The sequence below is a fragment of the Roseivivax sediminis genome (assembly GCF_900112685.1).
GTDB lineage: Bacteria > Pseudomonadota > Alphaproteobacteria > Rhodobacterales > Rhodobacteraceae > Roseivivax > Roseivivax sediminis.
On sequence record NZ_FOMS01000002.1, the window covers coordinates 215664 to 234729 of the forward strand.

The 19066-nt window shown below is 62.7% G+C and carries 25 protein-coding genes; 17 read left to right on the top strand and 8 right to left on the bottom strand.

What is annotated here, in order from left to right:
• Positions 1-82: 82 nt before the first annotated feature.
• Positions 83-2500: a DNA topoisomerase (ATP-hydrolyzing) subunit B gene (gene gyrB / locus F3H57_RS04135; RefSeq protein ID WP_149754617.1), complete on the top strand. Its 2418-nt coding sequence runs from the start codon at positions 83-85 to the stop codon at positions 2498-2500.
• Positions 2501-2884: 384 nt separating this feature from the next.
• On the opposite strand, the gene F3H57_RS04140 is transcribed toward gyrB, so the two are convergent.
• Both F3H57_RS04140 and F3H57_RS04145 read right to left on the bottom strand, forming a co-directional pair.
• Entirely contained in the window at positions 2885-3280 is a 396-nt protein-coding gene (locus F3H57_RS04140; RefSeq protein ID WP_149754618.1) for a DUF983 domain-containing protein, read from the bottom strand.
• 94 nt (positions 3281-3374) lie between these two features.
• Positions 3375-3554, bottom strand: a complete 180-nt coding sequence (locus F3H57_RS04145; protein ID WP_149754619.1) for an NAD(P)-dependent oxidoreductase — start codon at positions 3552-3554, stop codon at positions 3375-3377.
• Between the two features lie 247 nt (positions 3555-3801).
• Here F3H57_RS04145 and F3H57_RS22755 point away from each other — a divergent pair, with 247 nt between their 5' ends.
• The 15 genes from F3H57_RS22755 to F3H57_RS04210 all read left to right on the top strand — a co-directional run bounded on the left by F3H57_RS22755 (position 3802) and on the right by F3H57_RS04210 (position 14481).
• Positions 3802-3927 (top strand): hypothetical protein, encoded by a 126-nt coding sequence (locus tag F3H57_RS22755; RefSeq protein WP_262504489.1) that lies wholly within the window; start codon positions 3802-3804, stop codon positions 3925-3927.
• A gap of 617 nt (positions 3928-4544) precedes the next feature.
• On the top strand, positions 4545-5753 hold the full coding sequence (locus tag F3H57_RS04150; protein ID WP_149754620.1) for a tyrosine-type recombinase/integrase: 1209 nt from the start codon (positions 4545-4547) through the stop codon (positions 5751-5753).
• A 54-nt stretch (positions 5754-5807) separates the two neighbouring features.
• Positions 5808-5978 (top strand): helix-turn-helix transcriptional regulator, encoded by a 171-nt coding sequence (locus F3H57_RS04155; protein WP_316632705.1) that lies wholly within the window; start codon positions 5808-5810, stop codon positions 5976-5978.
• A complete protein-coding gene (locus F3H57_RS04160; protein ID WP_149754622.1) occupies positions 5975-6568 on the top strand; it encodes a hypothetical protein in 594 nt (197 codons plus the stop codon). The genes F3H57_RS04155 and F3H57_RS04160 overlap by 4 nt, the downstream gene beginning before the upstream one ends.
• An 88-nt stretch (positions 6569-6656) precedes the next feature.
• Positions 6657-6842 (top strand): helix-turn-helix transcriptional regulator, encoded by a 186-nt coding sequence (locus tag F3H57_RS04165; protein ID WP_149754623.1) that lies wholly within the window; start codon positions 6657-6659, stop codon positions 6840-6842.
• A gap of 105 nt (positions 6843-6947) precedes the next feature.
• Complete coding sequence (locus F3H57_RS04170) at positions 6948-7307, top strand: hypothetical protein (protein WP_149754624.1); 360 nt, start codon at positions 6948-6950, stop codon at positions 7305-7307.
• Between the two features lie 115 nt (positions 7308-7422).
• Complete coding sequence (locus tag F3H57_RS04175) at positions 7423-7653, top strand: transcriptional coactivator p15/PC4 family protein (protein ID WP_149754625.1); 231 nt, start codon at positions 7423-7425, stop codon at positions 7651-7653.
• Positions 7650-7880, top strand: coding sequence for a PC4/YdbC family ssDNA-binding protein (locus tag F3H57_RS04180; protein WP_149754626.1), 231 nt, complete (start codon positions 7650-7652; stop codon positions 7878-7880). Before F3H57_RS04175 ends, F3H57_RS04180 begins: the two co-directional genes overlap by 4 nt.
• Positions 7880-8956 (top strand): bifunctional DNA primase/polymerase, encoded by a 1077-nt coding sequence (locus F3H57_RS04185; RefSeq protein WP_223162974.1) that lies wholly within the window; start codon positions 7880-7882, stop codon positions 8954-8956. Before F3H57_RS04180 ends, F3H57_RS04185 begins: the two co-directional genes overlap by 1 nt.
• The gene (locus F3H57_RS04190) at positions 8956-9393 is read left to right on the top strand and encodes a DUF5681 domain-containing protein (RefSeq protein ID WP_149754628.1); all 438 of its coding nucleotides are present in this window, start codon (positions 8956-8958) and stop codon (positions 9391-9393) included. Before F3H57_RS04185 ends, F3H57_RS04190 begins: the two co-directional genes overlap by 1 nt.
• Complete coding sequence (locus tag F3H57_RS22080) at positions 9390-9539, top strand: hypothetical protein (RefSeq protein ID WP_188129592.1); 150 nt, start codon at positions 9390-9392, stop codon at positions 9537-9539. Before F3H57_RS04190 ends, F3H57_RS22080 begins: the two co-directional genes overlap by 4 nt.
• The gene (locus F3H57_RS04195; protein WP_149754629.1) at positions 9536-9817 is read left to right on the top strand and encodes a hypothetical protein; all 282 of its coding nucleotides are present in this window, start codon (positions 9536-9538) and stop codon (positions 9815-9817) included. Before F3H57_RS22080 ends, F3H57_RS04195 begins: the two co-directional genes overlap by 4 nt.
• Positions 9814-11529, top strand: coding sequence for a glycoside hydrolase family 73 protein (locus tag F3H57_RS04200; RefSeq protein WP_188129593.1), 1716 nt, complete (start codon positions 9814-9816; stop codon positions 11527-11529). Before F3H57_RS04195 ends, F3H57_RS04200 begins: the two co-directional genes overlap by 4 nt.
• Positions 11530-11656: 127 nt before the next feature.
• A complete protein-coding gene (locus F3H57_RS04205) occupies positions 11657-14230 on the top strand; it encodes a hypothetical protein (protein WP_149754631.1) in 2574 nt (857 codons plus the stop codon).
• Positions 14227-14481: a hypothetical protein gene (locus F3H57_RS04210; RefSeq protein WP_149754632.1), complete on the top strand. Its 255-nt coding sequence runs from the start codon at positions 14227-14229 to the stop codon at positions 14479-14481. Before F3H57_RS04205 ends, F3H57_RS04210 begins: the two co-directional genes overlap by 4 nt.
• Before the next feature lie 163 nt (positions 14482-14644).
• Here the strand turns inward: F3H57_RS04210 and F3H57_RS22760 are convergent, their stop codons facing one another.
• The 6 genes from F3H57_RS22760 to F3H57_RS04230 all read right to left on the bottom strand — a co-directional run bounded on the left by F3H57_RS22760 (position 14645) and on the right by F3H57_RS04230 (position 18279).
• A complete protein-coding gene (locus F3H57_RS22760; protein WP_262504490.1) occupies positions 14645-14779 on the bottom strand; it encodes a hypothetical protein in 135 nt (44 codons plus the stop codon).
• A 112-nt stretch (positions 14780-14891) separates the two neighbouring features.
• A complete protein-coding gene (locus tag F3H57_RS04215) occupies positions 14892-15302 on the bottom strand; it encodes a hypothetical protein (RefSeq protein ID WP_149754633.1) in 411 nt (136 codons plus the stop codon).
• A gap of 951 nt (positions 15303-16253) precedes the next feature.
• Positions 16254-16415, bottom strand: a complete 162-nt coding sequence (locus F3H57_RS22085) for a hypothetical protein (protein ID WP_188129594.1) — start codon at positions 16413-16415, stop codon at positions 16254-16256.
• 631 nt (positions 16416-17046) lie between these two features.
• Positions 17047-17418: an H-NS histone family protein gene (locus F3H57_RS04220; protein WP_223162944.1), complete on the bottom strand. Its 372-nt coding sequence runs from the start codon at positions 17416-17418 to the stop codon at positions 17047-17049.
• A gap of 337 nt (positions 17419-17755) precedes the next feature.
• Positions 17756-17932, bottom strand: coding sequence for a YegP family protein (locus tag F3H57_RS04225; protein WP_149754634.1), 177 nt, complete (start codon positions 17930-17932; stop codon positions 17756-17758).
• A gap of 86 nt (positions 17933-18018) precedes the next feature.
• Complete coding sequence (locus F3H57_RS04230; protein ID WP_223162945.1) at positions 18019-18279, bottom strand: helix-turn-helix domain-containing protein; 261 nt, start codon at positions 18277-18279, stop codon at positions 18019-18021.
• A gap of 108 nt (positions 18280-18387) precedes the next feature.
• Here F3H57_RS04230 and F3H57_RS04235 point away from each other — a divergent pair, with 108 nt between their 5' ends.
• On the top strand, positions 18388-19044 hold the full coding sequence (locus F3H57_RS04235) for a hypothetical protein (RefSeq protein ID WP_149754635.1): 657 nt from the start codon (positions 18388-18390) through the stop codon (positions 19042-19044).
• Positions 19045-19066: the final 22 nt, after the last annotated feature.

Genomic DNA, 19066 nt, shown 5'->3' on the forward strand with positions numbered 1-19066 from the left:
CGGACACAAAATCTTGTGCCCGTTGCGTGACATTCCCGCACCCGATCCGTATACTCGCGCCAACAGAAGGTTAAGGACAATAATGGCCGACAACGTGCAGGGCGCCGAGGAATACGGCGCCGGATCCATCAAGGTTCTCAAGGGCTTGGAGGCGGTTCGCAAACGCCCGGGCATGTATATCGGCGATACCGACGACGGCTCTGGCCTGCACCACATGGTCTACGAGGTCGTCGACAACGGTATCGACGAGGCGCTGGCCGGCCACGCCACCCATGTGCGCGTGAAGATCCATGCCGACAGCAGCGTGTCCGTCACCGACAACGGCCGCGGCATCCCCGTCGACATCCACGAGGAAGAGGGCGTCTCGGCGGCCGAGGTCATCATGACCCAGCTTCATGCCGGCGGGAAGTTCGACCAGAACTCCTACAAGGTGTCGGGGGGCCTGCACGGCGTCGGCGTGTCGGTGGTGAACGCGCTGTCCGACTGGCTTGAGCTGCGCGTCTGGCGCAACGGCAAGGAACATGTAGCCCGCTTCGAGCGTGGCGAGACGGTCGAACACCTGCGCGAGGTCGGCGATGCGAACGGCGAGCAGGGCACTCAGGTGCGGTTCCTCGCCTCGCTGAGCACCTTCTCGAACCTCGACTACGATTTCCATACGCTGGAAAAGCGCCTGCGCGAGCTGGCGTTCCTCAATTCCGGGGTGCGTATCCTTCTGGAGGACGAGCGCCCGGCCGAACCCCTGTCGAGCGAGCTTTTCTACGAGGGCGGGGTGAAGGAGTTCGTGAAGTACCTCGACCGCTCCAAGACGTCGATGATGCCGGAGCCGATTTACATGACCGGCGAACGTGACGGTATCGGCGTCGAGATCGCGATGTGGTGGAACGACACCTACCACGAGACGGTGCTGCCCTTTACCAACAATATCCCCCAGCGCGACGGCGGCACGCACATGGCCGGCTTCCGCGGCGCACTGACCCGGACCATCGGCCGCTATGCCACCGACAGCGGCATCGCCAAGCGCGAGAAGGTCAGTTTTACCGGCGACGACGCGCGTGAGGGACTGACCTGCGTGTTGTCGGTCAAGGTGCCGGACCCGAAATTCTCGTCCCAGACCAAGGACAAGCTGGTGTCGTCCGAGGTGCGTCCGGCGGTCGAGAGCATGATGAACGAAAAGCTCGCCGAGTGGTTCGAAGAGAATCCGAACGAGGCCAAGACCATCGTGAGCAAGATCGTCGAGGCCGCGCTCGCACGAGAGGCCGCGCGCAAGGCGCGCGAACTCACGCGCCGCAAGACGGCGATGGACGTCAACTACCTTGCCGGCAAGCTCAAGGACTGCTCCGAGAAGGACCCGTCGAAGACCGAACTCTTCCTGGTGGAGGGCGACAGCGCCGGCGGTTCGGCCCAGACCGGACGCGACCGGGGCACCCAGGCGGTGCTGCCGCTGCGGGGCAAGATCCTCAACGTCGAGCGCGCGCGCTTCGACCGGATGCTGAGCTCGCAGGAGATTGGCAACCTCGTCATGGCGCTCGGCACCGGCATCGGCCGCGACGAGTTCGACATATCCAAGCTGCGCTACCACAAGATCGTCATCATGACGGACGCCGATGTGGACGGCGCGCATATCCGCACGCTGTTGCTGACGTTCTTCTACCGGCAGATGCCGCAGCTGATCGAGGACGGATACCTCTACATAGCGCAGCCGCCGCTCTACAAGGTCGCGCGCGGCAAGTCCGAAGTCTACCTCAAGGACCAGGGTGCGCTCGACGATTACCTCATCCAGCAGGGGGTGGAGGGCGCGCTGCTCGTCCAGGGCAACGGCGAGGAAGTCACCGGTCAGGATCTCGTGCGCGTGGTCGACGAGGCGCGGCAGCTCAAGCGCGTGCTTGACGCCTTCCCGACGCATTACCCGCGCCACATCCTCGAACAGGCGGCGATCGCCGGGGCCTTCACCCCCGGCGCGGTGGACAGCGACCTGCAAGGAGTCGCGGATCGCGTGGCCGAGCGGCTCGACCTCATCGCGCTGGAATACGAGAAGGGCTGGCAGGGACGCATCACCCAGGACCGCGGCATCCGGCTGGCTCGCATCCTGCGGGGCGTCGAAGAGGTCCGTACGCTCGACGGCACCATGCTGCGCTCCGGCGAGGCCCGCAAGACCGGCAGCTTCACCGAGGCGCTCCGCGCGGTTTACGAAACCCCCGCCTTCCTCCAGCGCAAGGAACGTCGACAGCACATCTACGGCCCGCTGACACTGCTCGACGCGATCCTCGAGGAGGGCGTGAAGGGCAACCAGCTCCAGCGCTACAAGGGCCTTGGAGAGATGAACCCGAACCAGCTCTGGGAAACGACGCTCGACCCCGACGCCCGCACGCTTCTTCGGGTGGAGATCGACGACGTGGCCGAGGCCGACGACCTCTTCACCAAGCTGATGGGCGACGTGGTGGAGCCGCGCCGCGAGTTCATCCAGCAGAACGCGCTATCGGTGGAGAACCTCGATTTCTGAGGGAGTGTAGGATCGCGTACAATCGTGCGCGATACCCATGAACTTGCGCGATTTGCCCAATAGCTTGCGTGAAGGCGCGGGCTGTCGTGTGAACTATCGCAGGCCAGGCGTTCAGTCCGACATTGCGGGGCAGCAGGTCTGACCGCGACGGAGAGGGATGAACTATCGGTCTTCAGGTCTGCCGAGAAATGCTCGTAGGAGATGTCCGCGCGCCCCGCGATCTATCCGTCGAAATTGCAAGTCTTGTCCGTGACCCCGCGATGGTCGCCAGTCGCCTAATCGTCGACTGCGCTCCGACGCGCCACAGCCTGACGTTTCCGCCGTTGGCCGCGCCCGCGTCTTCCATATGCCGGGTCCGACTTCAGTCGCCGGGTTTTTCTGCCGCTATCCGCGTGGTCTGCCAAAGCCATGCATCTCCTTGGCCCATTGGTAGCCGACGATCATTCCCTTTATTCTGGGCAGCATCAGCAGGGAGAGCACTGTCGCGATCGTGCAGAGCAGAAGCGCGAGCATGAGCGGGTCATCGCGGAGGTAGCCGAACGTCGCGTGCAGGATGAAGGCCATGACGTGTCCCACGATCAGGATCGTGACGTAAGCCGGTCCGTCATCCGCCCGGTGGTGGTGAAGTTCTTCGCCGCATTCAGGGCAGCGATCCCGCACCTTGAGGTAGCCGGAGAACAGCTTGCCCTCTGCGCAATTCGGGCAGCGCTCTTTCAGCCCACGAAGGACGGCAGGCTTCACCTCGCGTTCAGGTTCGGCGTGGGTGGTCGTCGTTGTCATTGTCGATACTCCGCGACAGAGGTTTTGGCGGCCGCTGTTGGCAAACCTCGTGGAATGTGCTGCCAGGGCGGCCGCGTCGGCACCCCTGCTCGGGTCAGTATCCCGGGGTGAACCGGGTCCGTCTGTGCTTGGACTGTTCGATCTCGTCAACCACCGCAACCGCGAGATCCTCGTAAGAGATCATTCTGCCCTCGGTTCCGACGAGAAGCTGATCGGTGCCCTGACGGAACTGACCGGTCCGCTCTGCGGGGCCGAACATTCCCGAGCGTGACAAGGCGGCGCATCTCTGCCAGCGGCCCGGTCCAGTGCGTCCGAGAGCTAGCCGGGCGCGACGCGCAGCAGGCCATCCGGTCACCGACCCATCCTTCCGGGTAGAGATGATATCCCCAAACCCAATTCGCGTTGAGGCTTCGGAGGCGTATCTTCCTGGTACGCAGACAGGCCGCCCTGATCGACTGGCGCTCTGCCTGCTGACCGCAAAACTCGACGTTCCAGGTCGGGCCGACAGAAAGGGGACATCCATGTCGCGCAATGAAATCGAGAGCGAAGTGCAAGCGAAGCGACGTGCCCAGGTCCGGGGCTACGTCTTTGAAGGGCTCCTCGGCGCCGCGCTGCTCGTGTTCGTCGTGACGCAGCTCATGCACTAGTGCCGCGATCGCCGCAATTTACGGTCGCCGCCGATTGTGAAGCGGACTTGGGAACGGATCGTCCCGTGCACGGCTACGAGATGATGCAAGGGACCGGCAGCACCCCAATAGCCGATCTCCGAACCATCGCCTCCGCGCGAGATGGTATCTTTCCCAGGCGTAACGAGTTCCGGTCTGTCAGTTGGCGCTGGCAGACCGTTTTCTGTCCGCTGGCCACACGAAACGCCATTCGCGACACGAGCGCTACCGGGGCAACCCGGTCATGCCCTGGAAGGGGTACTGAGCGGTCATGGCCGCTGAGACAGAGCCTTCTCGTGCGCCGCCGTTGCTGGCTTGAAGCGCGAAGATTGAAACGCCGTCCCGACTCAAGGTGCTCGGTGGAGCCCGACATTTCCCGAAATGGCCAAAGGGCACCTACAGGCGTTGTCCGATAAGTCGATGGTATTTTCCGTAAAACTCTGGTGCCGGTGATAGGCATTGAACATCAATACCTAGACATTCCGAGTCGTTCCGGTGAGTGCCGACCACGAATGAATCCAGTCATTTAGTTGTTCCGGGCGGTTCCGGTCCGCTCCGAGGTATGCTAGATATTGGGGTGGACTGGAAGGTGGATCCGAATGCCCGCCCTGCACAAGCTCCTGCACTCCCGCATCCCCGGCCTGCCGCCGGGCAAGCACTCCGATGGCGGTGGCCTCTGGCTGCACAAGCGAGACGATGGCGGCGCGCAGTGGTTTATGCGTGTGACGGTCCACGGACGACGCCGGGAGATGGGACTTGGCCGGCTGTCCGATGTCTCGCTGAAGGAAGCGCGCCTCGCAGCAGAGAAGTGCCGCGCTCTGGTCCGTGAAGGCAAAGACCCGATCAAGGAACGCGAGCGCCAGCGCCGGGAAGCGGCCAGGGCCGACAACACGCTCCGCACCGTGGCCGAAGATGCCTTCGAGGCCCGCAAGGCTGAACTCCGCAAAGACGGCAAGGCCGGCCGCTGGTTCTCACCGCTTGAGCTTCACGTTCTTCCGAAGCTCGGCAAGGTGCCGGTCGAAGACGTGAACCAGCAAGACATCAAGGAAACGCTGGCGCCAATTTGGCATACGAAAGCCGACACGGCGCGAAAGGCGATGAACCGGCTGAACATCGTGTTCAAGCATGCGGCCGCGCTCGGGCTCGACGTGGATCTCCAGTCAACCGACAAGGCGCGCGCGCTTCTTGGAAAGAGCAGGCATCAGCCGACGAACATCGTGGCAATGGACTGGCGCGACGTGCCAGCGTTCTACGCCTCCTTGGCCGAGCCGACCATCACGCATCTGGCGCTGAAGTTGTTGATCCTGACCGGCACGCGCTCGAAGCCGCTCCGTTTCCTGCACGAGGACCACATCGACGGCGAAACCTGGATCATCCCGGGCGAGTTGATGAAAGGCCTCGAAGGCTCAACACAGGACTTCCGGGTACCGCTCTCCTCGGAGTCGCAGTCGGTGATCGAGCAGGTGCGGCCGCGCGCACGTGATGGCTACCTGTTCCCCAGCGTTCGGAAGGGCGTCATCTCGGACGCCACCATGGCGCGGCTGATGGAACGACGAGAGATGCCCGAGCGACCGCATGGTTTCAGGTCGAGCTTGCGGACGTGGTTGTCCGAGGCGACTGACGCGCCTCCGGATGTCGCTGAAACCGTTCTCGCTCACGCGACCGGCAGTGCGGTGGAGCGGGCGTACCGTCGAACAGACTTCCTTGAGCAACGGCGAGCACTGATGGAGCGGTGGGCGCAGCACGTCACCGGCAATTCCGGAAAGTTGGTTCAGTTCGCGCTTCCGTTAAACGTTGCCGAAACTTGAGTGCGATAGGTGTGGGTCATTCAAAGCAAGGACTTGGAGATGACCGATAGAATGATGCGCCGCCCCGAAGTCGAGGCAATGACCGGATTAAGTCGGTCCACGATTTACGAGCTGATGCCTCGCGGGCTGTTCCCCCAGCCGGTCAGGATTGGCCGCCGCGCTGTGGCTTGGCGGCTGTCAAGTATCCAGACCTGGATGGATGAGGCGGAAGGAGTGACGGCATGAGCAAGCCACGTCCCCCGATAGTAAACGCAGACGCATTGGCCGGTGGTCGTGATGATATATCCGCGTTGGCGGCTAGACTCCGTCAATACGAAGCACTCAGAAATCAGGGCGAGATCACAACGAGCTTCATCGCCTTCGAGGCCATTGCGGCCCTGATGGGCGGTATTGCCGAAGGGTATTCTGAGGATGAAATCGCGAAAGCTTGGCCTCGCGAGGTTTGGGGAACCGACACTGTCTCAGTTCCGGCCGCTCTTCTCCGCCAGATTGCGCAATGTTGGATCAAATACCGTGATCCTGAAAATGAATCGACGCTCGGTGAAGTGTTCCGCGTAGAGGGGCGTGGCGCTGGAAGCCATCGTGCTGCCAGTATTCAGCGCACACGAGACAAGTCGCGCCGGCTCGCCAATCTTGCAATAGTGAAATATCTCGCTGAAGGGGCGTCCAAGGAGCCATTATCAGTCGAGGCTGCTTGCGCCCATGTGGCCGAGCAGGAGGGTGTCAAGTCGGGCACCGTCGAGAAAGCGTGGAAGAAGTATAAGCCCGAGATATGGCCGCAACTTATTGAGATGGGACTTATTTCTGAGGGGTAAAAAGCTCAGTACCTTCCCCCCGTGATGGCGCCAAGCGAGGCCAATACCTTTCCAGCACGTTCCAAACGCTTGCTGAAAGGTTCGTCCAATGCCCGCCCGTGTTTTCCGCCGCCCCGACGTCGAAGAAATGACTGGTCTCAGCTGCTCGTCCATCTACGAGATGATGGCGCGTGGCGATTTTCCCAAGCCCATCCGCATTGGTCGTCGCGCTGTCGCGTGGCGCGAGGCCGACCTGAATGCGTGGTTCGAAACCCGAGAGCCCGCAGCAGCATAAAGAAACCCCCGCGACCCTTTACGGGCGGCAGGGGCAATTTCTTATGCAGGGATGCCGAGAGATTAGTGAAGTCCGCCCGATCCTGCAAGAACAATGGATCGAGCAATGAAGTTCACCGACGAAAAGCCCCCGAAGAATGCCAAGCGCATCTACCGCTGGGCCGACCTTCCCGAGTGCCTCGCGCCGGGCAAATACTTGATCGAAGACAGCGATGGCCAGTCGCGCGAGATTTGGTGCCACAAGAACCGCCAGCGGGTGCTGGAGGGTTTGATCCGCTCGCCGCTGTTCTCGGCCAGCTATGCCCGGCTCAGCGATCACGTTGACCACCTCAAGCGCGCTGGCGTCGACATCGAAACGTTGATGTTCCGCAACGACCCGGAGACCGGTCGGAAGACCTACGGCATCTACCGGCTCGTCAGCAATGTGACCCGCGTGGATACGCAGAACGCGGAGGTGGCGGCATGAACGCGCGCAGCATCTCCCCGTTCGACATGCAGGTTCGTCGTATCCGCTGGCAGACTGGCGCCTCCGAGACGCCAGCCCGCGTCATCGCTGGCCTCGCATATGGGGGGCACAGCTGATGCCCTCGTTCACCACGATCAAGAAGAACGACCGCGAGGAAATCCGCATCATGCGGAACGACTTCAAAGGTCACGACATGATCAACGTCCGCGTCTTCTACGACGCGGGCGGCGAGATGAAGCCGGGCAAGCAGGGCATCGCGTTTAAGGCCGAGATGCTGCCGGATGTCCTGTGGGCTCTCAACGAGACACTGGCGATGCCGCCCGAGTGCGGAGGGCATCAGCAATGACGACGCTGGCCATCGTCCGACGCGGCAAGGATCAGGAATTGCGCGTGTCCCTGGAGAAATTCAGGGGCCGCGACCGCCTCGATGTGCGCGTCTGGTTCCGTGGCGAGGACGGCAAGATGCACCCCACGAGACAGGGGTGCTTCGTCAAGCCGCGCGAACTGCCTGACCTGTGTGTTGGCCTGAACAAGGCCCTGCACGCGGTGTCCTCCAAGCGGGGGGCATCTTGATGGGGGTCTTCGCGCAGCACGTCGCGGATTTCGCCGAGCGTGGTCTCGCGGCGTTCCCCGTGGACACACGGGCCAAGCGTCCCGCTGTGAAAGGCTGGCAGCAGGCCAGTGCGGTCAAGTCGAGGGCTTGGGCCAGGTCGCCGAAACTCGCAGCAGCAGATGGCGTCGGCCTGCTCATGGGCAAGCCGTCCGGCGTTGTGGAAGTCGATGTCGATGCTGCAGGAGAGGCATGGCTTGCTGTCGCGGTGGACCGGTTCGGAGAAACGCCCATCAAGATCCGAACGGCTTCGGGCAAGTCCAAGCTCTGGTACCGGCACAACGGCGAGGGGCGTCACATTCGTCCCTTCCCGGACGAGCCCATCGACATCCTCGGGAACGGTTTCACCATCGCCCCGCCTTCGAGGCGCGAGGATCTGGGCACCTGCTACGCCTTCGTGACCGGCGGCCTCGATGATGTGGCCAATCTTCCGACCATGCCCCCGACCGAGCGTCAGACGGACACACAGCGCCTCACAGGGAGCGCGGCAAACGGTGCGCGCAACGTGAGCCTCTGGCGCTGGTGCATGACTGAAGCGCGCCACTGCGAAGATGTGGAGGCGCTGAGTGCTGCTGCCGCTGCCTGGAACGGCGCACTCATTGCCCCCCTGTCGGCGCGAGAGGTCGAGCAGTGCGCGCGCTCTGCATGGAAGTACGAGGCAGCGGGCCGGAACTTCATCGGGCTCAAGAAACCGCAACTCACCAACGGAGACAGGATCATGGACGGTCTGATCGACCACCCGGAAGCCTATGCGCTCTACCTGCTGTTTCAGCGCTGGCACGGCAACCGCAACTCGTTCGCGATTGCGCCAACCGCCATGAGCAGCGCGGGTTCGCCTCCGTGGCCGAGACGCCGCATCGAGAGCGCCCGAGATATCCTGCTGGAGCGGGGCTTTCTCGCCGAGGTTCGCTCACCCGACAAGAGCCGTCGCAAGAGCGGCCTCTACAGCCTCACTGCACAGCCCATACCGGGGGGAGGGGCAGGGGAAGGGGTGTATAGTGATTGTTGGCAAATCTGCCAAGTCTCGGAGGGCGTCTGATGAGCGCCCGCAACAACGGTTCGACTACGGACGCCCGCAACCCTGACGGCACGTTCGCCCAGGGCAATCCGGGCCGCCCCCGTGGCGCGCGCCATCGCATCACCCGCGCTGTCGAGGAACTGCTGGAAGGCGAAGCCGAGGGCATCACCCGCAAGGCGGTCGAGATGGCGCTGGAGGGTGACGTGACCGCGATGCGTCTCTGCCTGGAGCGTATCGCGCCCGCAAAGAAGGATGCACCGGTCAGCTTCGACCTTCCCGAGATGACCACCGCCGAGGACGCCACCAAGGCTGCGCAGGCGGTGCTGCGCGCGGTCTCCGAGGGAGAACTGACCCCGAGTGAGGCGACGAGCGTGATGCACCTCGTGGAGGGCTACCGGCGCGCGCTGGAAACCGAAGAACTGGAACGCCGGGTCACGGCATTGGAGAGCAGGACATGAGCAGATTGGACAAACGCGTCGAGGATCTGGAGCGCAAGGCACCGGAGACAGACAAGGCGCCGAAGGTCGAGCGGGTCATCATCGGCAAGAACGAGGCCGGCGAATGGGTCGAAAAGCGGATCATCACGAACGGGGTAGAAGAATGAGCAGGCTTGCACAGAGGATCGAGCGACTGGAGGGCCCGCGCGGCAAAGTGACCGTGCTCGGCGTTGCTCCGGCGCATTGGCAGCCGGAGAGGCGCGACGCCGAACTGGAGAGGCTGGCGCGCGAACAGGGCGTGACAGGTGACGTCGAATTTGTCGCCATCGCACAGCAATGGCCCGCGATCACCGAAGCGGAAATCGGTCACGTCGGCGATATCCGGGATCTCTTCGAGCATGTGGCAAAACACGGCCGCCGGATCGGCGAACGGAGGGCAGCATGAACAGGGAAGACTTCATCGCCGCCATGATGCCGCACGCACAGCGCGTGTCGCAGGCAACCGGAATCGACCCCCGCATCGTCATTGCGCAGTCGGCGCTTGAAACCGGGTGGGGGAAGTCGGCGCCGGGCAACAATTACTTCGGCATCAAGTCGCACGGACAGAAGGGCGGCGGCACCTACAACACGTGGGAAGTGATCGACGGCAAGCGGGTGAATATCTCCGACAGCTTCCGTGGGTACGGGTCCATGGGCGAGAGCGCGGACGACTACGGGCGCTTTCTTCAGCAGAACAAGCGTTATCGACCGATGCTGAATGCGCAGGGCCTCGATGCGCAGATCAACGCGCTGGCGGAATCCGGCTATGCGACAGACCCGCAGTACGGCAGCAAGATCCGCTCGATTGCGAGCAGCATCAGCGGCGGGGGCGGATCGAACGCAGCCCCCACAGCGCCACAGACGACGCGCACAGGCTCCGACGGCGGCGACACGCTACTATCGACGCAAGGAGGCCCCATGGTTGCTACGGCTTCACAGCGGCCCCCTGCGGGCCTTCTCGCTGTTCCCGAAGAATCGGCGGGCGAGCCACTACTCGGCGGCCTTCTCGGCGACTGGTTCACGCCAGACAAGCGCGACAGGCTGATCCTGGCGCTTGAAGGGATGACGCTGAACCCGAACAAGGCGCTGATGGCAACAGCGGCGGGCGGTATCGAGGATCGCCAAGAGGGTCGGAAAGAAGCGCAGGCCGAGCGGAAAGAGGTCAAGCGCAAGAACCAGACTATCGAATGGCTGAACGCACAGGGCGACTATGGGCGCCGGTTGGCTCAGGCGGTGAGCGCCGGAGGTCTCAGCGCTTCCGAAGCCGTGAAGCTGGCGATGACGTCGCAGGAAGGGCCTAAGCCGACCGACGATATGCGGGAATACGAACTCGCCCGGCAGCAGGGGTTCAGCGGTTCACTACAGGACTGGCTTGATCGCGGCCAGGGCGGAGACGAAAGCGCGTCCGATGCGTCCATTCGCCGGATCATGGAAGCATATGGCGTGGATCAACGTACGGCCGTGGGGATCGTGGACGGGACTTTGAAGGTGAGCCGCGATCCGGTGGACGACACGGTGATTGTCACGGACCTCGCCACGCGCCAGAGCTACCGGCCGCAGATGCCAGACGACACGGGCCAGCCAGCCCAGACGCAGCAGCAGGGACAGCCGGAGAGCCCGCGTCTGTCTTTTCCCGGCAATCCGGGTGCGGATGCCTCGGACGCATTCGGGCTTGAGGGGATGTTGAAAAGCGGCGCCAACGCCGCGTCCGACTTCCTTGGCATGGGTGCCCCGTTCGAAGGCGTGCGCGAGACGCAAAGCGACTTCGACGTGCTGCGCGAAAGCCTGATCAACGACGTTGCCAGTTCCTACCCGCGTCAGCCGCCCGCGTGGCTCTTGAAGAACATTCAGGATCTGACCCCGCAGGCCGGCAGCTTCCAAGGTGCCGGGTCAGCGCAATCGAAGCTGGGGGCGCTGCGGCGCAACTTCGAGAACGAGTTGAACACCACGCAAGAGCAGCTTGGCCGGCGTATGAGCCCGGCCGAGCGGCAAGAGCTTCTGGCCCGCAAGACCGGCCTAGAGGCGGCAATTTCCAAGGTCGATAGCTACCTGGGCCGCTTCGGGGGTGGGGAGAGCAAGCGCACCGGGTCGGGCGTCGAATGGAGCGTGGTCGAGTAGCTGGAAGCGCAACGAACAGTCTTCCCCTGCTTCCGGTGCAACGAGTTGCAGGGGTCGGCGACCTCCCCCCGGTCGCCGGTGCAACGAGTGGCGAGGGGAAGAAGCAGCAGAGGCAAAGGGCAGCGAAATGACGACACTGAACATCGAGGGCCGCCGCGTTCGTGTGGACGACAGCTTCAAGAACCTCAGTCCCGAGGATCAGGAGCGCACGGTCGAGGAAATCGCGCAATCGCTCCGCATCGAGGCGGGCAGCTCGGAACGCCGGGGCTTCATGCCGAACCTAAACCAGGGCATTGCCGAAAGTGTCGGGGGGCTTGTGGACTTCGTGAACCCCTTCGACCAGCCGCATAGCCTCAACCCCTTCTCAGGGGGCACAGGCTCAGCGCAGACAGCCATTGAGCGGGGTATGGATGCCATCGGCACCAACCGCGCTCAGGGAGCGCCTGAGACGCTGCTGGAGAGCTTCGGGCGTGGTACCGGGCAGGCGGCCGGCGCGGCTATCCCGGCAGGCGCTACGGCTCGCGCACTGAGCGGTGCGGGTGGATTGCTCGGAAGCGTGGCAGACGACGCCGCACGGGCCATGAACACGCCCGGAGGCCTGCTTGCCGAGACGATGGCCGGCGGTGCGGCGAAGACCGGAGAGGACGCCGCAGAGGCCGCAGGGGCGCCGGGATGGGCGCAACAGTCTGCGGGGATCGCAGCCGGCATGGGGGCCGGTGCCGTGCCCGCTCTGGCGCGCATGACGCCTTCCGCCATCGGTGCCCGCCAACTCGGTCGCGCAGTGCAATCCGCGACGATGCCTTACACGCAAAGCGGTGCCCGAGAAGTGGCCCGCCAGCGGGTGCAGGGGCTCGCCGGTGGCGCAGGCCGTGGAGAAGAATTGGCCCGCGAGATTGCGAACGGCTCGGAAATCGGCCTGACCCCGGCACAGATGACCGGCGACCCGAACATGCTGGCGCTGGAGCAGACAGCAGCCCGGCAATCGCCCGAGCTGCGCGAGCGGCTGTCACAGCGAATGGATGGGACGAGCGATGCAGCCGCCGGCACTCTGCGCGGCATGGGCGGTGACGTGGGCGACGCGCAAGCTTTCTTCGCACAGCGCAGGCAGGAGGCCCGTGACCGGATCGATGGCTTTGTCCGACGTGCGACGAACAACGCGGTGCGCCCCGTGGCTCAGCGGTCGGAAGCGGAGAACAGCGTCCGCGTGGCCGACCAGATCCGGTTGGCCGAGCAACAGGCGGACCTTGAGGAAAGGCAGCTATGGGACGCCGTACCGAAGGGCGTGCAAGTCTCGACCGGCAACGCCCGCCGTGTGGCAAACGAGCTGATCGGAGGCACCCCCAAGGCGCAGCAGAACGATATTCCCCGCGTGGTGCGCGACCTTCTCGGCGATGGCAGCAACGGCGGTTTCGGGGAGTACGAGACGGTTGCGGAAATGCACGGGCTCTATTCCGAGCTTCGCCGGGTGGCGCGTTCCGCGATGGCCGGGAACGACCAGAACCGCAACATGGCCCGTATCGCCAACAGCGTTGCAGACAGCATCCTCGATGACCTGGGCGCACGTGGGGGCGGCGGTACTGTCGGAAAGGCGCTGAACGAGGCGCGCGCCTACAGCGCGGCTAAGCATGAGATATTCGATCAGGGTACGGTCGGGAAGCTGTTGAAGCGCACGCTGGACGGGGACGAGACGATCAATCCCGAGCTGACCCTGGAGCGTTCGGTGGGGCGCGGTGGCACCACGGGCCGGCTTGGCGCGGAGGAAATCACCCGCGCCGCCGACACCGACGCCACGCAGGGCAGCATCGAGGATTACATGCGGTCCCGGTTCGACCGCGCCGCGTTCAAGTCCGATGGCGCCTTCACCGAGACCGGCGCCCGCAATTTCATGCGCGACAACCGCGAGACGCTGGACCGTTACCCATACTTGAGGGACACTCTGGACGAAGCGCTCCGGACGCAGAGCCGGGCGGTGTCCGTAGGGGCGCGAGGCAATCGCGTCCGGGCAGACATGGACAACCCGTCGCGGTCTTCCACGGCGGCATTCGAAATCGCGGCACCGGAGAACGCGGTTGATCAGGTATTCAAGGCGCGGCGGCCGAGCGCGGAGGCGCGTAGACTTGCGGCCACGGCCCGCAAGGACGACAGCGGGCGCGCTCTGGACGGCCTTAAAGGCGCTTTTTCTGATTACCTGATCCGGCGCAGTGGCGGTGACACGCTGAGCGGCGTCAAGATGCAGGAGTTCCTTGGATCGCCCGAGCGCCGCTCCGCATTGGGGCAGGTGTTCCAGCCGGTCGAGCTACGGCGGATGGATACCATCGCGTCGGAGCTTCGGAAGCTGGAGACTGCCCGGAAGTCCGCCCCCGACATCGGCGCGCTATCCAATCGCTCGCCTAATCGGCTGATCGAGTACGCCGCCCGCGTCATTGCAGCGCGTCAGGGCGCGGACCTGGGCGGAGGCGCTGGCGGGTCCATCCAGACGGCGCAGATGGCCTCCGGTCGCGTGAAGCAGCTTCTCGGCAATCTTCAGAACGACAAGGCCGAGCAACTCCTGATCGACGCCGTGGAAGACCCTGAGCTGTTCCGACTGTTGCTCACGGACCCTGGGCGGATCGAACTGAAGGCTGACCAGGTGAACCGGCTGGCGCCCTACTTCACCGGCGGGTTGGCAACTCAGGCTGAAGAACGGGAGGTGGCGCGATGACGGAGCCGAACCCCTACATGTTCGACGGTGCGGGCAAGGCGCTCGTCGCGAAGCACGTGGCTGATCTGCCGCCAATCCGCTCCGATGCGGAATTTGCGCATTATGCGCGTGAGCTTATCCGCTCCGCCAAAGGGCACACACCGGAAACGCCGGTGGAAGCGCGCGCCATGACGGCAGCGCTCCTGTGCAAGATGCAGGCGTATGATCGGCTGATCGAGGCGTTCGACAGGATGGACGCGGGGGAGATTTAAGCGAGCTTGTGCCGCCCGTGTGAGTGGCGTTCTTTTCAGATTGACGCTTCGCCATTGTGGCCTAGCAGGACTACGTGCCGGAAGCTCTGAGACGGCCATCGGTCCGGTCGTGCGAGGGGTAGGGGAAAGGCACCGGCAGGAGGCTCCTTTCGCCGCTCCTTCCTTATTCGGTTGCTTCGGCTTCCGGAACTTCGGTCTCAGATGCTGGCGCGTCCACACTGCTTCCGCTGAATACTGCGAAGAGCACCACGATGACGACGACCACGACGCCGGCGATGATGAGCGTATTTCGGGACATGATCTTGCCTCTGTGAGTCGTTGCAAGACCACGGTAAGCGCTGCGGGGAAACGCGTAGAGGGAAATCTTGGCGTGAGCGAAGCGCCGCCGTTCGCCAGTGCGGCTCGGGGCGTCATCCCAAGCTCAGCGCCTGCCCATCGAAGGAGTAAATCGCCGTTGGGCGGTAGTCCGCGTGCATGTAGGCATCTGGAGTTACGATGGCTTTTGTCCGTTCTGCGATGGAAGCAAACAAGCCCCGCTCATCGTTGGTTGTCGCGACCCTTCCAAGCAACCGGATCTTCTTGGCGGCCTCGCGTCGCGCCTCTATTTCGCGGCGCTGGGACCGACGAGCTTGGCGGCGTGCGTAGGCGTCGTGGAAGCCCGTGTAACCCTTCTCGATGGCTTTTCGCTCGCCAGACCAATGTTGGATCGCGAGGGACAGTCGAACAATGTCCAGAAAAACCGACCAGAAGTCATCCGACAGCCCGGCTTGGGTGAAGCGCTGCGGTTCAATTTTTGGGCTTCCGTCGCTGAGAACTTCCATCCTGGTGCTCCGGAATTAATTTCCATTACGAACGCTGAGGCGTAGTCTGCACCCCAAATGGGGCAAGTTTGAGTTGCAGAAGGATGTGCCGCGCGCTCAGGCTGGTCATGTTCAGAAAGTCGACTTCTTTGAGCAATTGAGTACAAACAGTTTCCGTCAGTCTGCACGGGAACGACACAGTTTGAGCAAGCGTTTGGTCGAGACAGCGCGAGTGGCCGGTCTCGCACCCCTTGAGAACCGTCCACTCCATGTCTGTCACCGGCTCTGGCGAGCCACATTGTTGTACCTGGTGTTTGGCGGCTTCCCGTTGATCGGGGGGCCGCCTTTTATGTTGTACCGACATGAAGCCACGATAGGACGGAGTATTCCATTGGTGCAAACCCGTAGAGCGGCCAAGGCTGTGATCGGACTTGGAAACACAGTTTTGTCGGAGGTGGGGCCATGACGTCAATGACGGCGGTGTGCCGCCGGTCCAATGCTGTCACATGAATGAGATAGGTTGGTACGATGAATGGGGCGCCTGGTGCATTGCCAAGCGCCCTGGGTCATATGGAAAACTTTGAGTCGTGCACTAAGGATTTGCGTCTAGGCGTGCCCCGCGCTGTAATTCGGGCTGCCGCGGAGAAGGCGTGAACCTACGCCGTCTTCTCGGTGTGCTGGGCAACGTGCAGATTACCTGACTTTCCGCCAAATCAGCCGGGATTCTCGGCTGTGGGGACGTCTTTTCCGGATATCCTTGAAGTTCCTTCGAGTTCCGCGTGATGAAATGTTTCATTCTGCAATCAGAGGCTTAGAGGGTGAACCGAGCCACACTGGTGCGTTGCGTCCTTGTTCGAATCGATCCTCCACACGCTGTCGGTCTCCGCTGCACAGGATGTCGCGCATAACTTTGAGGCGCCGCGGGACAAGCTGATAGCTGCCACGTTGTCAGCGCTCCCCTTCGCAGGCTGATCAGTTCTTGAGCAGGACCACAAAAGCAAATGCCGTTAGTACGGCCACTAGACCAAGGATATGCTGGAAGTTGACCGAATCCAGCCAGGACGTCGGCGGCGGATCAGCATTTTCGCGGCGCTCGTTCCACTCGGCTTCCCTTCTGTGCTCGCCGTCTTCCATTGCGGTTCAAACCCTTGCTGCCACAATCGGCGGAAGAACACCATTGTTGGTGAAATACGTCGGTCGAGGGAAAAGTTCCATCACATATCATTTTAAGTATCGAGCGTTCACTTGTCCCTTGCCTATCCGACTGAGGTGTTCCGCGTGGTGATGGCTCGCGGACTTCAAAGCGTTCTCGCCGGAAGCCTACTCTTTGGGATGCTGCGATACATCATGAGCCGGCTGCGCCGCGCCGGCCGTCCGTCGCTGTCTCGGTAGCTCGTAACGAATTGTCAGAGCGCGGACGCCAAATCTGGTGTCTTGGTGGATAACCCTGTCGCCATTCCAGAGTTCGGCAAACATCGCTGCGCGGGCCTCGGAAAGGGCCACCGCATCACAAACTGAATGACCAGCGCGTTGAACCAGGTCAGCGAGGTTGACATCAGCATACGGGTCGCCGGCCGCTTCGCATCTGCTCAGCAGCTTGCGCAGCTCGGAGAGTGCGGAGACTTTGAACCAGGGTGAATCACTCATCGGTTGGATTGTGCAAGATCACGACACGGTGTGGTAGCGTGACCTCACGGCCCGTTGCGAAAAGTGAATTCACCCGTTGGTTTTCTATCTTGGAGGGTACGCCGGCGTTGTAGAAGGATCAGGAGATTCGCATATCCGCCTCGGAGTATCCCTCTTCGAGTGCCTTCAGGTACCAATTGGGCTTTCGCCCGCGGCCGCTCCAGGTTCGCGTCCGATCCTTGGGGTCGGCGAATTTGGCCGGTTTCGGCGCACGCGTTTTTGTCGTCTCACCCAAGAGGTCCGACAGGGAAAACCCGCTCTTCCGCGCGGCGGCCTCAGCCGCTTCCAGTGCCTCCTGCTTGTCGCGAAGCTCGCGTTGCTCAAGCGCGACGTCGATCCGCTTCCTCAGGTCCTGCAACTCGTCTTTGTTCAAGGACAACACATCAATTTCGGCCATGGACTTCACCTTCCAGAATTTCAGGAACGGCCTTGAGAGCATGCCGATTGTCATGCCTCCGGTACCGCATCAGCGGTGCCTATCGTGGAATAACTCAGGGGTGTCAAATCGGTCGGAGACTTCGGAGCCGTAATCTTTCCCTCGTTCCAACGCCCGGGCCATCTACTTTCAGGCCCAGAGCCTCCTGCAAGCGGATGATGTTTCACTCGGCGGAGTTTTCCTGCCTTCCCGGTGTCAGTTTCCTTGGGAATATTTCGTGCCGTCTCCCCGTTACTTCGCAGTTTCGTAACGAAGATGTTGAGCCAAGTATCGCAGATCAATAGTCAACATCCGCGATACTTAACTTTTGTTGTGCGATACTTTTCTGGTGTTTTCTCTTACTCGGCTTCGGTCACGAGTTGTCCTCGACCGGCGCCGACGGGCCGTTCTTCTTGATCGACTCGATGGCATTCATCGCGGAGCTTTTGCTCGAATAACCCTCGGTCGAGAACATGACCTCGGAGTTGTACTTGAAGCGAACGCGGAACTCGCCTGCCCTGTCTTTGTAGACCTCGAACTTGTGCGCCATTGGTTCCTCCTCTGCTGGTAATACGACCAACAGTAGCCGCAAGGGGTATGCTTCTGGCAAGGATTCGCTTTGGGCGCCGGGTGCCCCTATGTGTCGTCGAGGGTGCCGCCAGCGTCGAGCCGTCGGATAGCTACCCCGTTGCCTTCGGCAACTTGCCCGTTCTCAAGGAATTGGATGCCACGGGCTTCGAGAGCGCGGCGAAGAGCCTCGGCGCTGCTATGCTGCAACCCGCTCTTGCCCGTCTCAAACCGACTGACGGTGGTGAAAGACACCCCGGCCTCTGTGGCCAACTCGCGCACCCCTAACCTTACCGCTGCCCGCGCCATTCGTAACTGTTCTGGCGACATTCGCTAACCCTGTATGTTTTTTCGCCTACAGGGTATTGACTAAGTGCTAACCCTGTAGCTATGTCTACTACACGGTAGGCGAAATAGCAACATGAGGAGCGCTTAAGCATGCACACCATTATCAACCGCAGCGACCTCATGCGCCTCGCGTGGACGTGGGCGCGCCAGGAGCTTGCATACAGCTTCATCTACGACTGGACGCCGGGACCGACCTACGGACAGCGTCGGACCGCTACGGTGAGCGAGAAGCGCTCCATCTTCGCCGACTGCCTGCGCAAGGCGTGGGCCGAAATGAAAGCTCGGGCTCAACAGTGGGCAGCGCATATCGACAGCCTTGGCGCTCTGGTCGAGCGGTCCAGCGCATCTCTGCTCGCCGAACTCAATGACTCCGAGAACCGCAGTCACATCGACGCCGATGGCTGGGCGCGGATCGAAGCCCTGCGCGCCGCTCTTTCCGTCGTCCGTGAACGCGAGGCGGAAAAGCGTGAGTTGATCGCTTCGGCGAAGGGCCGGTTCTGCGCCGTCACCTTCACCAAGAAGGACGGCACCGAGCGCACTATGCAGGTGCAGCCCGCAGCGCTGCACAGCCGTCTCAAGGGCGATGCGGCGACCGATGCGGGCAAGCGGGCGGCCGAAAGCCGCCGCGCCTCTCATCCCAACCTGCTGCCCGTGTGGGACGCGCAGAAGCGTGCGGCCCGCAGCATCAACCTCGCAACCGTCACGCGGATCGCCGTGGACGGCCGCGAGCACCTGTTTCGCGCCTGAGGGCGCCCACCGAGAAGGAGGA

What these genes read in the sequence shown, in the direction of transcription:
- gyrB (WP_149754617.1), top strand. Translation starts at nt 83, where the DNA reads ATGGCCGACAACGTGCAGGGCGCCGAGGAATACGGCGCCGGATCCATC.
- F3H57_RS04140 (WP_149754618.1), bottom strand. Translation starts at nt 3,280, where the DNA reads ATGACAACGACGACCACCCACGCCGAACCTGAACGCGAGGTGAAGCCT.
- F3H57_RS22755 (WP_262504489.1), top strand. Translation starts at nt 3,802, where the DNA reads ATGTCGCGCAATGAAATCGAGAGCGAAGTGCAAGCGAAGCGACGTGCC.
- F3H57_RS04150 (WP_149754620.1), top strand. Translation starts at nt 4,545, where the DNA reads ATGCCCGCCCTGCACAAGCTCCTGCACTCCCGCATCCCCGGCCTGCCG.
- F3H57_RS04155 (WP_316632705.1), top strand. Translation starts at nt 5,808, where the DNA reads ATGCGCCGCCCCGAAGTCGAGGCAATGACCGGATTAAGTCGGTCCACG.
- F3H57_RS04160 (WP_149754622.1), top strand. Translation starts at nt 5,975, where the DNA reads ATGAGCAAGCCACGTCCCCCGATAGTAAACGCAGACGCATTGGCCGGT.
- F3H57_RS04165 (WP_149754623.1), top strand. Translation starts at nt 6,657, where the DNA reads ATGCCCGCCCGTGTTTTCCGCCGCCCCGACGTCGAAGAAATGACTGGT.
- F3H57_RS04170 (WP_149754624.1), top strand. Translation starts at nt 6,948, where the DNA reads ATGAAGTTCACCGACGAAAAGCCCCCGAAGAATGCCAAGCGCATCTAC.
- F3H57_RS04175 (WP_149754625.1), top strand. Translation starts at nt 7,423, where the DNA reads ATGCCCTCGTTCACCACGATCAAGAAGAACGACCGCGAGGAAATCCGC.
- F3H57_RS04180 (WP_149754626.1), top strand. Translation starts at nt 7,650, where the DNA reads ATGACGACGCTGGCCATCGTCCGACGCGGCAAGGATCAGGAATTGCGC.
- F3H57_RS04185 (WP_223162974.1), top strand. Translation starts at nt 7,880, where the DNA reads ATGGGGGTCTTCGCGCAGCACGTCGCGGATTTCGCCGAGCGTGGTCTC.
- F3H57_RS04190 (WP_149754628.1), top strand. Translation starts at nt 8,956, where the DNA reads ATGAGCGCCCGCAACAACGGTTCGACTACGGACGCCCGCAACCCTGAC.
- F3H57_RS22080 (WP_188129592.1), top strand. Translation starts at nt 9,390, where the DNA reads ATGAGCAGATTGGACAAACGCGTCGAGGATCTGGAGCGCAAGGCACCG.
- F3H57_RS04195 (WP_149754629.1), top strand. Translation starts at nt 9,536, where the DNA reads ATGAGCAGGCTTGCACAGAGGATCGAGCGACTGGAGGGCCCGCGCGGC.
- F3H57_RS04200 (WP_188129593.1), top strand. Translation starts at nt 9,814, where the DNA reads ATGAACAGGGAAGACTTCATCGCCGCCATGATGCCGCACGCACAGCGC.
- F3H57_RS04205 (WP_149754631.1), top strand. Translation starts at nt 11,657, where the DNA reads ATGACGACACTGAACATCGAGGGCCGCCGCGTTCGTGTGGACGACAGC.
- F3H57_RS04210 (WP_149754632.1), top strand. Translation starts at nt 14,227, where the DNA reads ATGACGGAGCCGAACCCCTACATGTTCGACGGTGCGGGCAAGGCGCTC.
- F3H57_RS22760 (WP_262504490.1), bottom strand. Translation starts at nt 14,779, where the DNA reads ATGTCCCGAAATACGCTCATCATCGCCGGCGTCGTGGTCGTCGTCATC.
- F3H57_RS04215 (WP_149754633.1), bottom strand. Translation starts at nt 15,302, where the DNA reads ATGGAAGTTCTCAGCGACGGAAGCCCAAAAATTGAACCGCAGCGCTTC.
- F3H57_RS22085 (WP_188129594.1), bottom strand. Translation starts at nt 16,415, where the DNA reads ATGGAAGACGGCGAGCACAGAAGGGAAGCCGAGTGGAACGAGCGCCGC.
- F3H57_RS04220 (WP_223162944.1), bottom strand. Translation starts at nt 17,418, where the DNA reads ATGACAATCGGCATGCTCTCAAGGCCGTTCCTGAAATTCTGGAAGGTG.
- F3H57_RS04225 (WP_149754634.1), bottom strand. Translation starts at nt 17,932, where the DNA reads ATGGCGCACAAGTTCGAGGTCTACAAAGACAGGGCAGGCGAGTTCCGC.
- F3H57_RS04230 (WP_223162945.1), bottom strand. Translation starts at nt 18,279, where the DNA reads ATGTCGCCAGAACAGTTACGAATGGCGCGGGCAGCGGTAAGGTTAGGG.
- F3H57_RS04235 (WP_149754635.1), top strand. Translation starts at nt 18,388, where the DNA reads ATGCACACCATTATCAACCGCAGCGACCTCATGCGCCTCGCGTGGACG.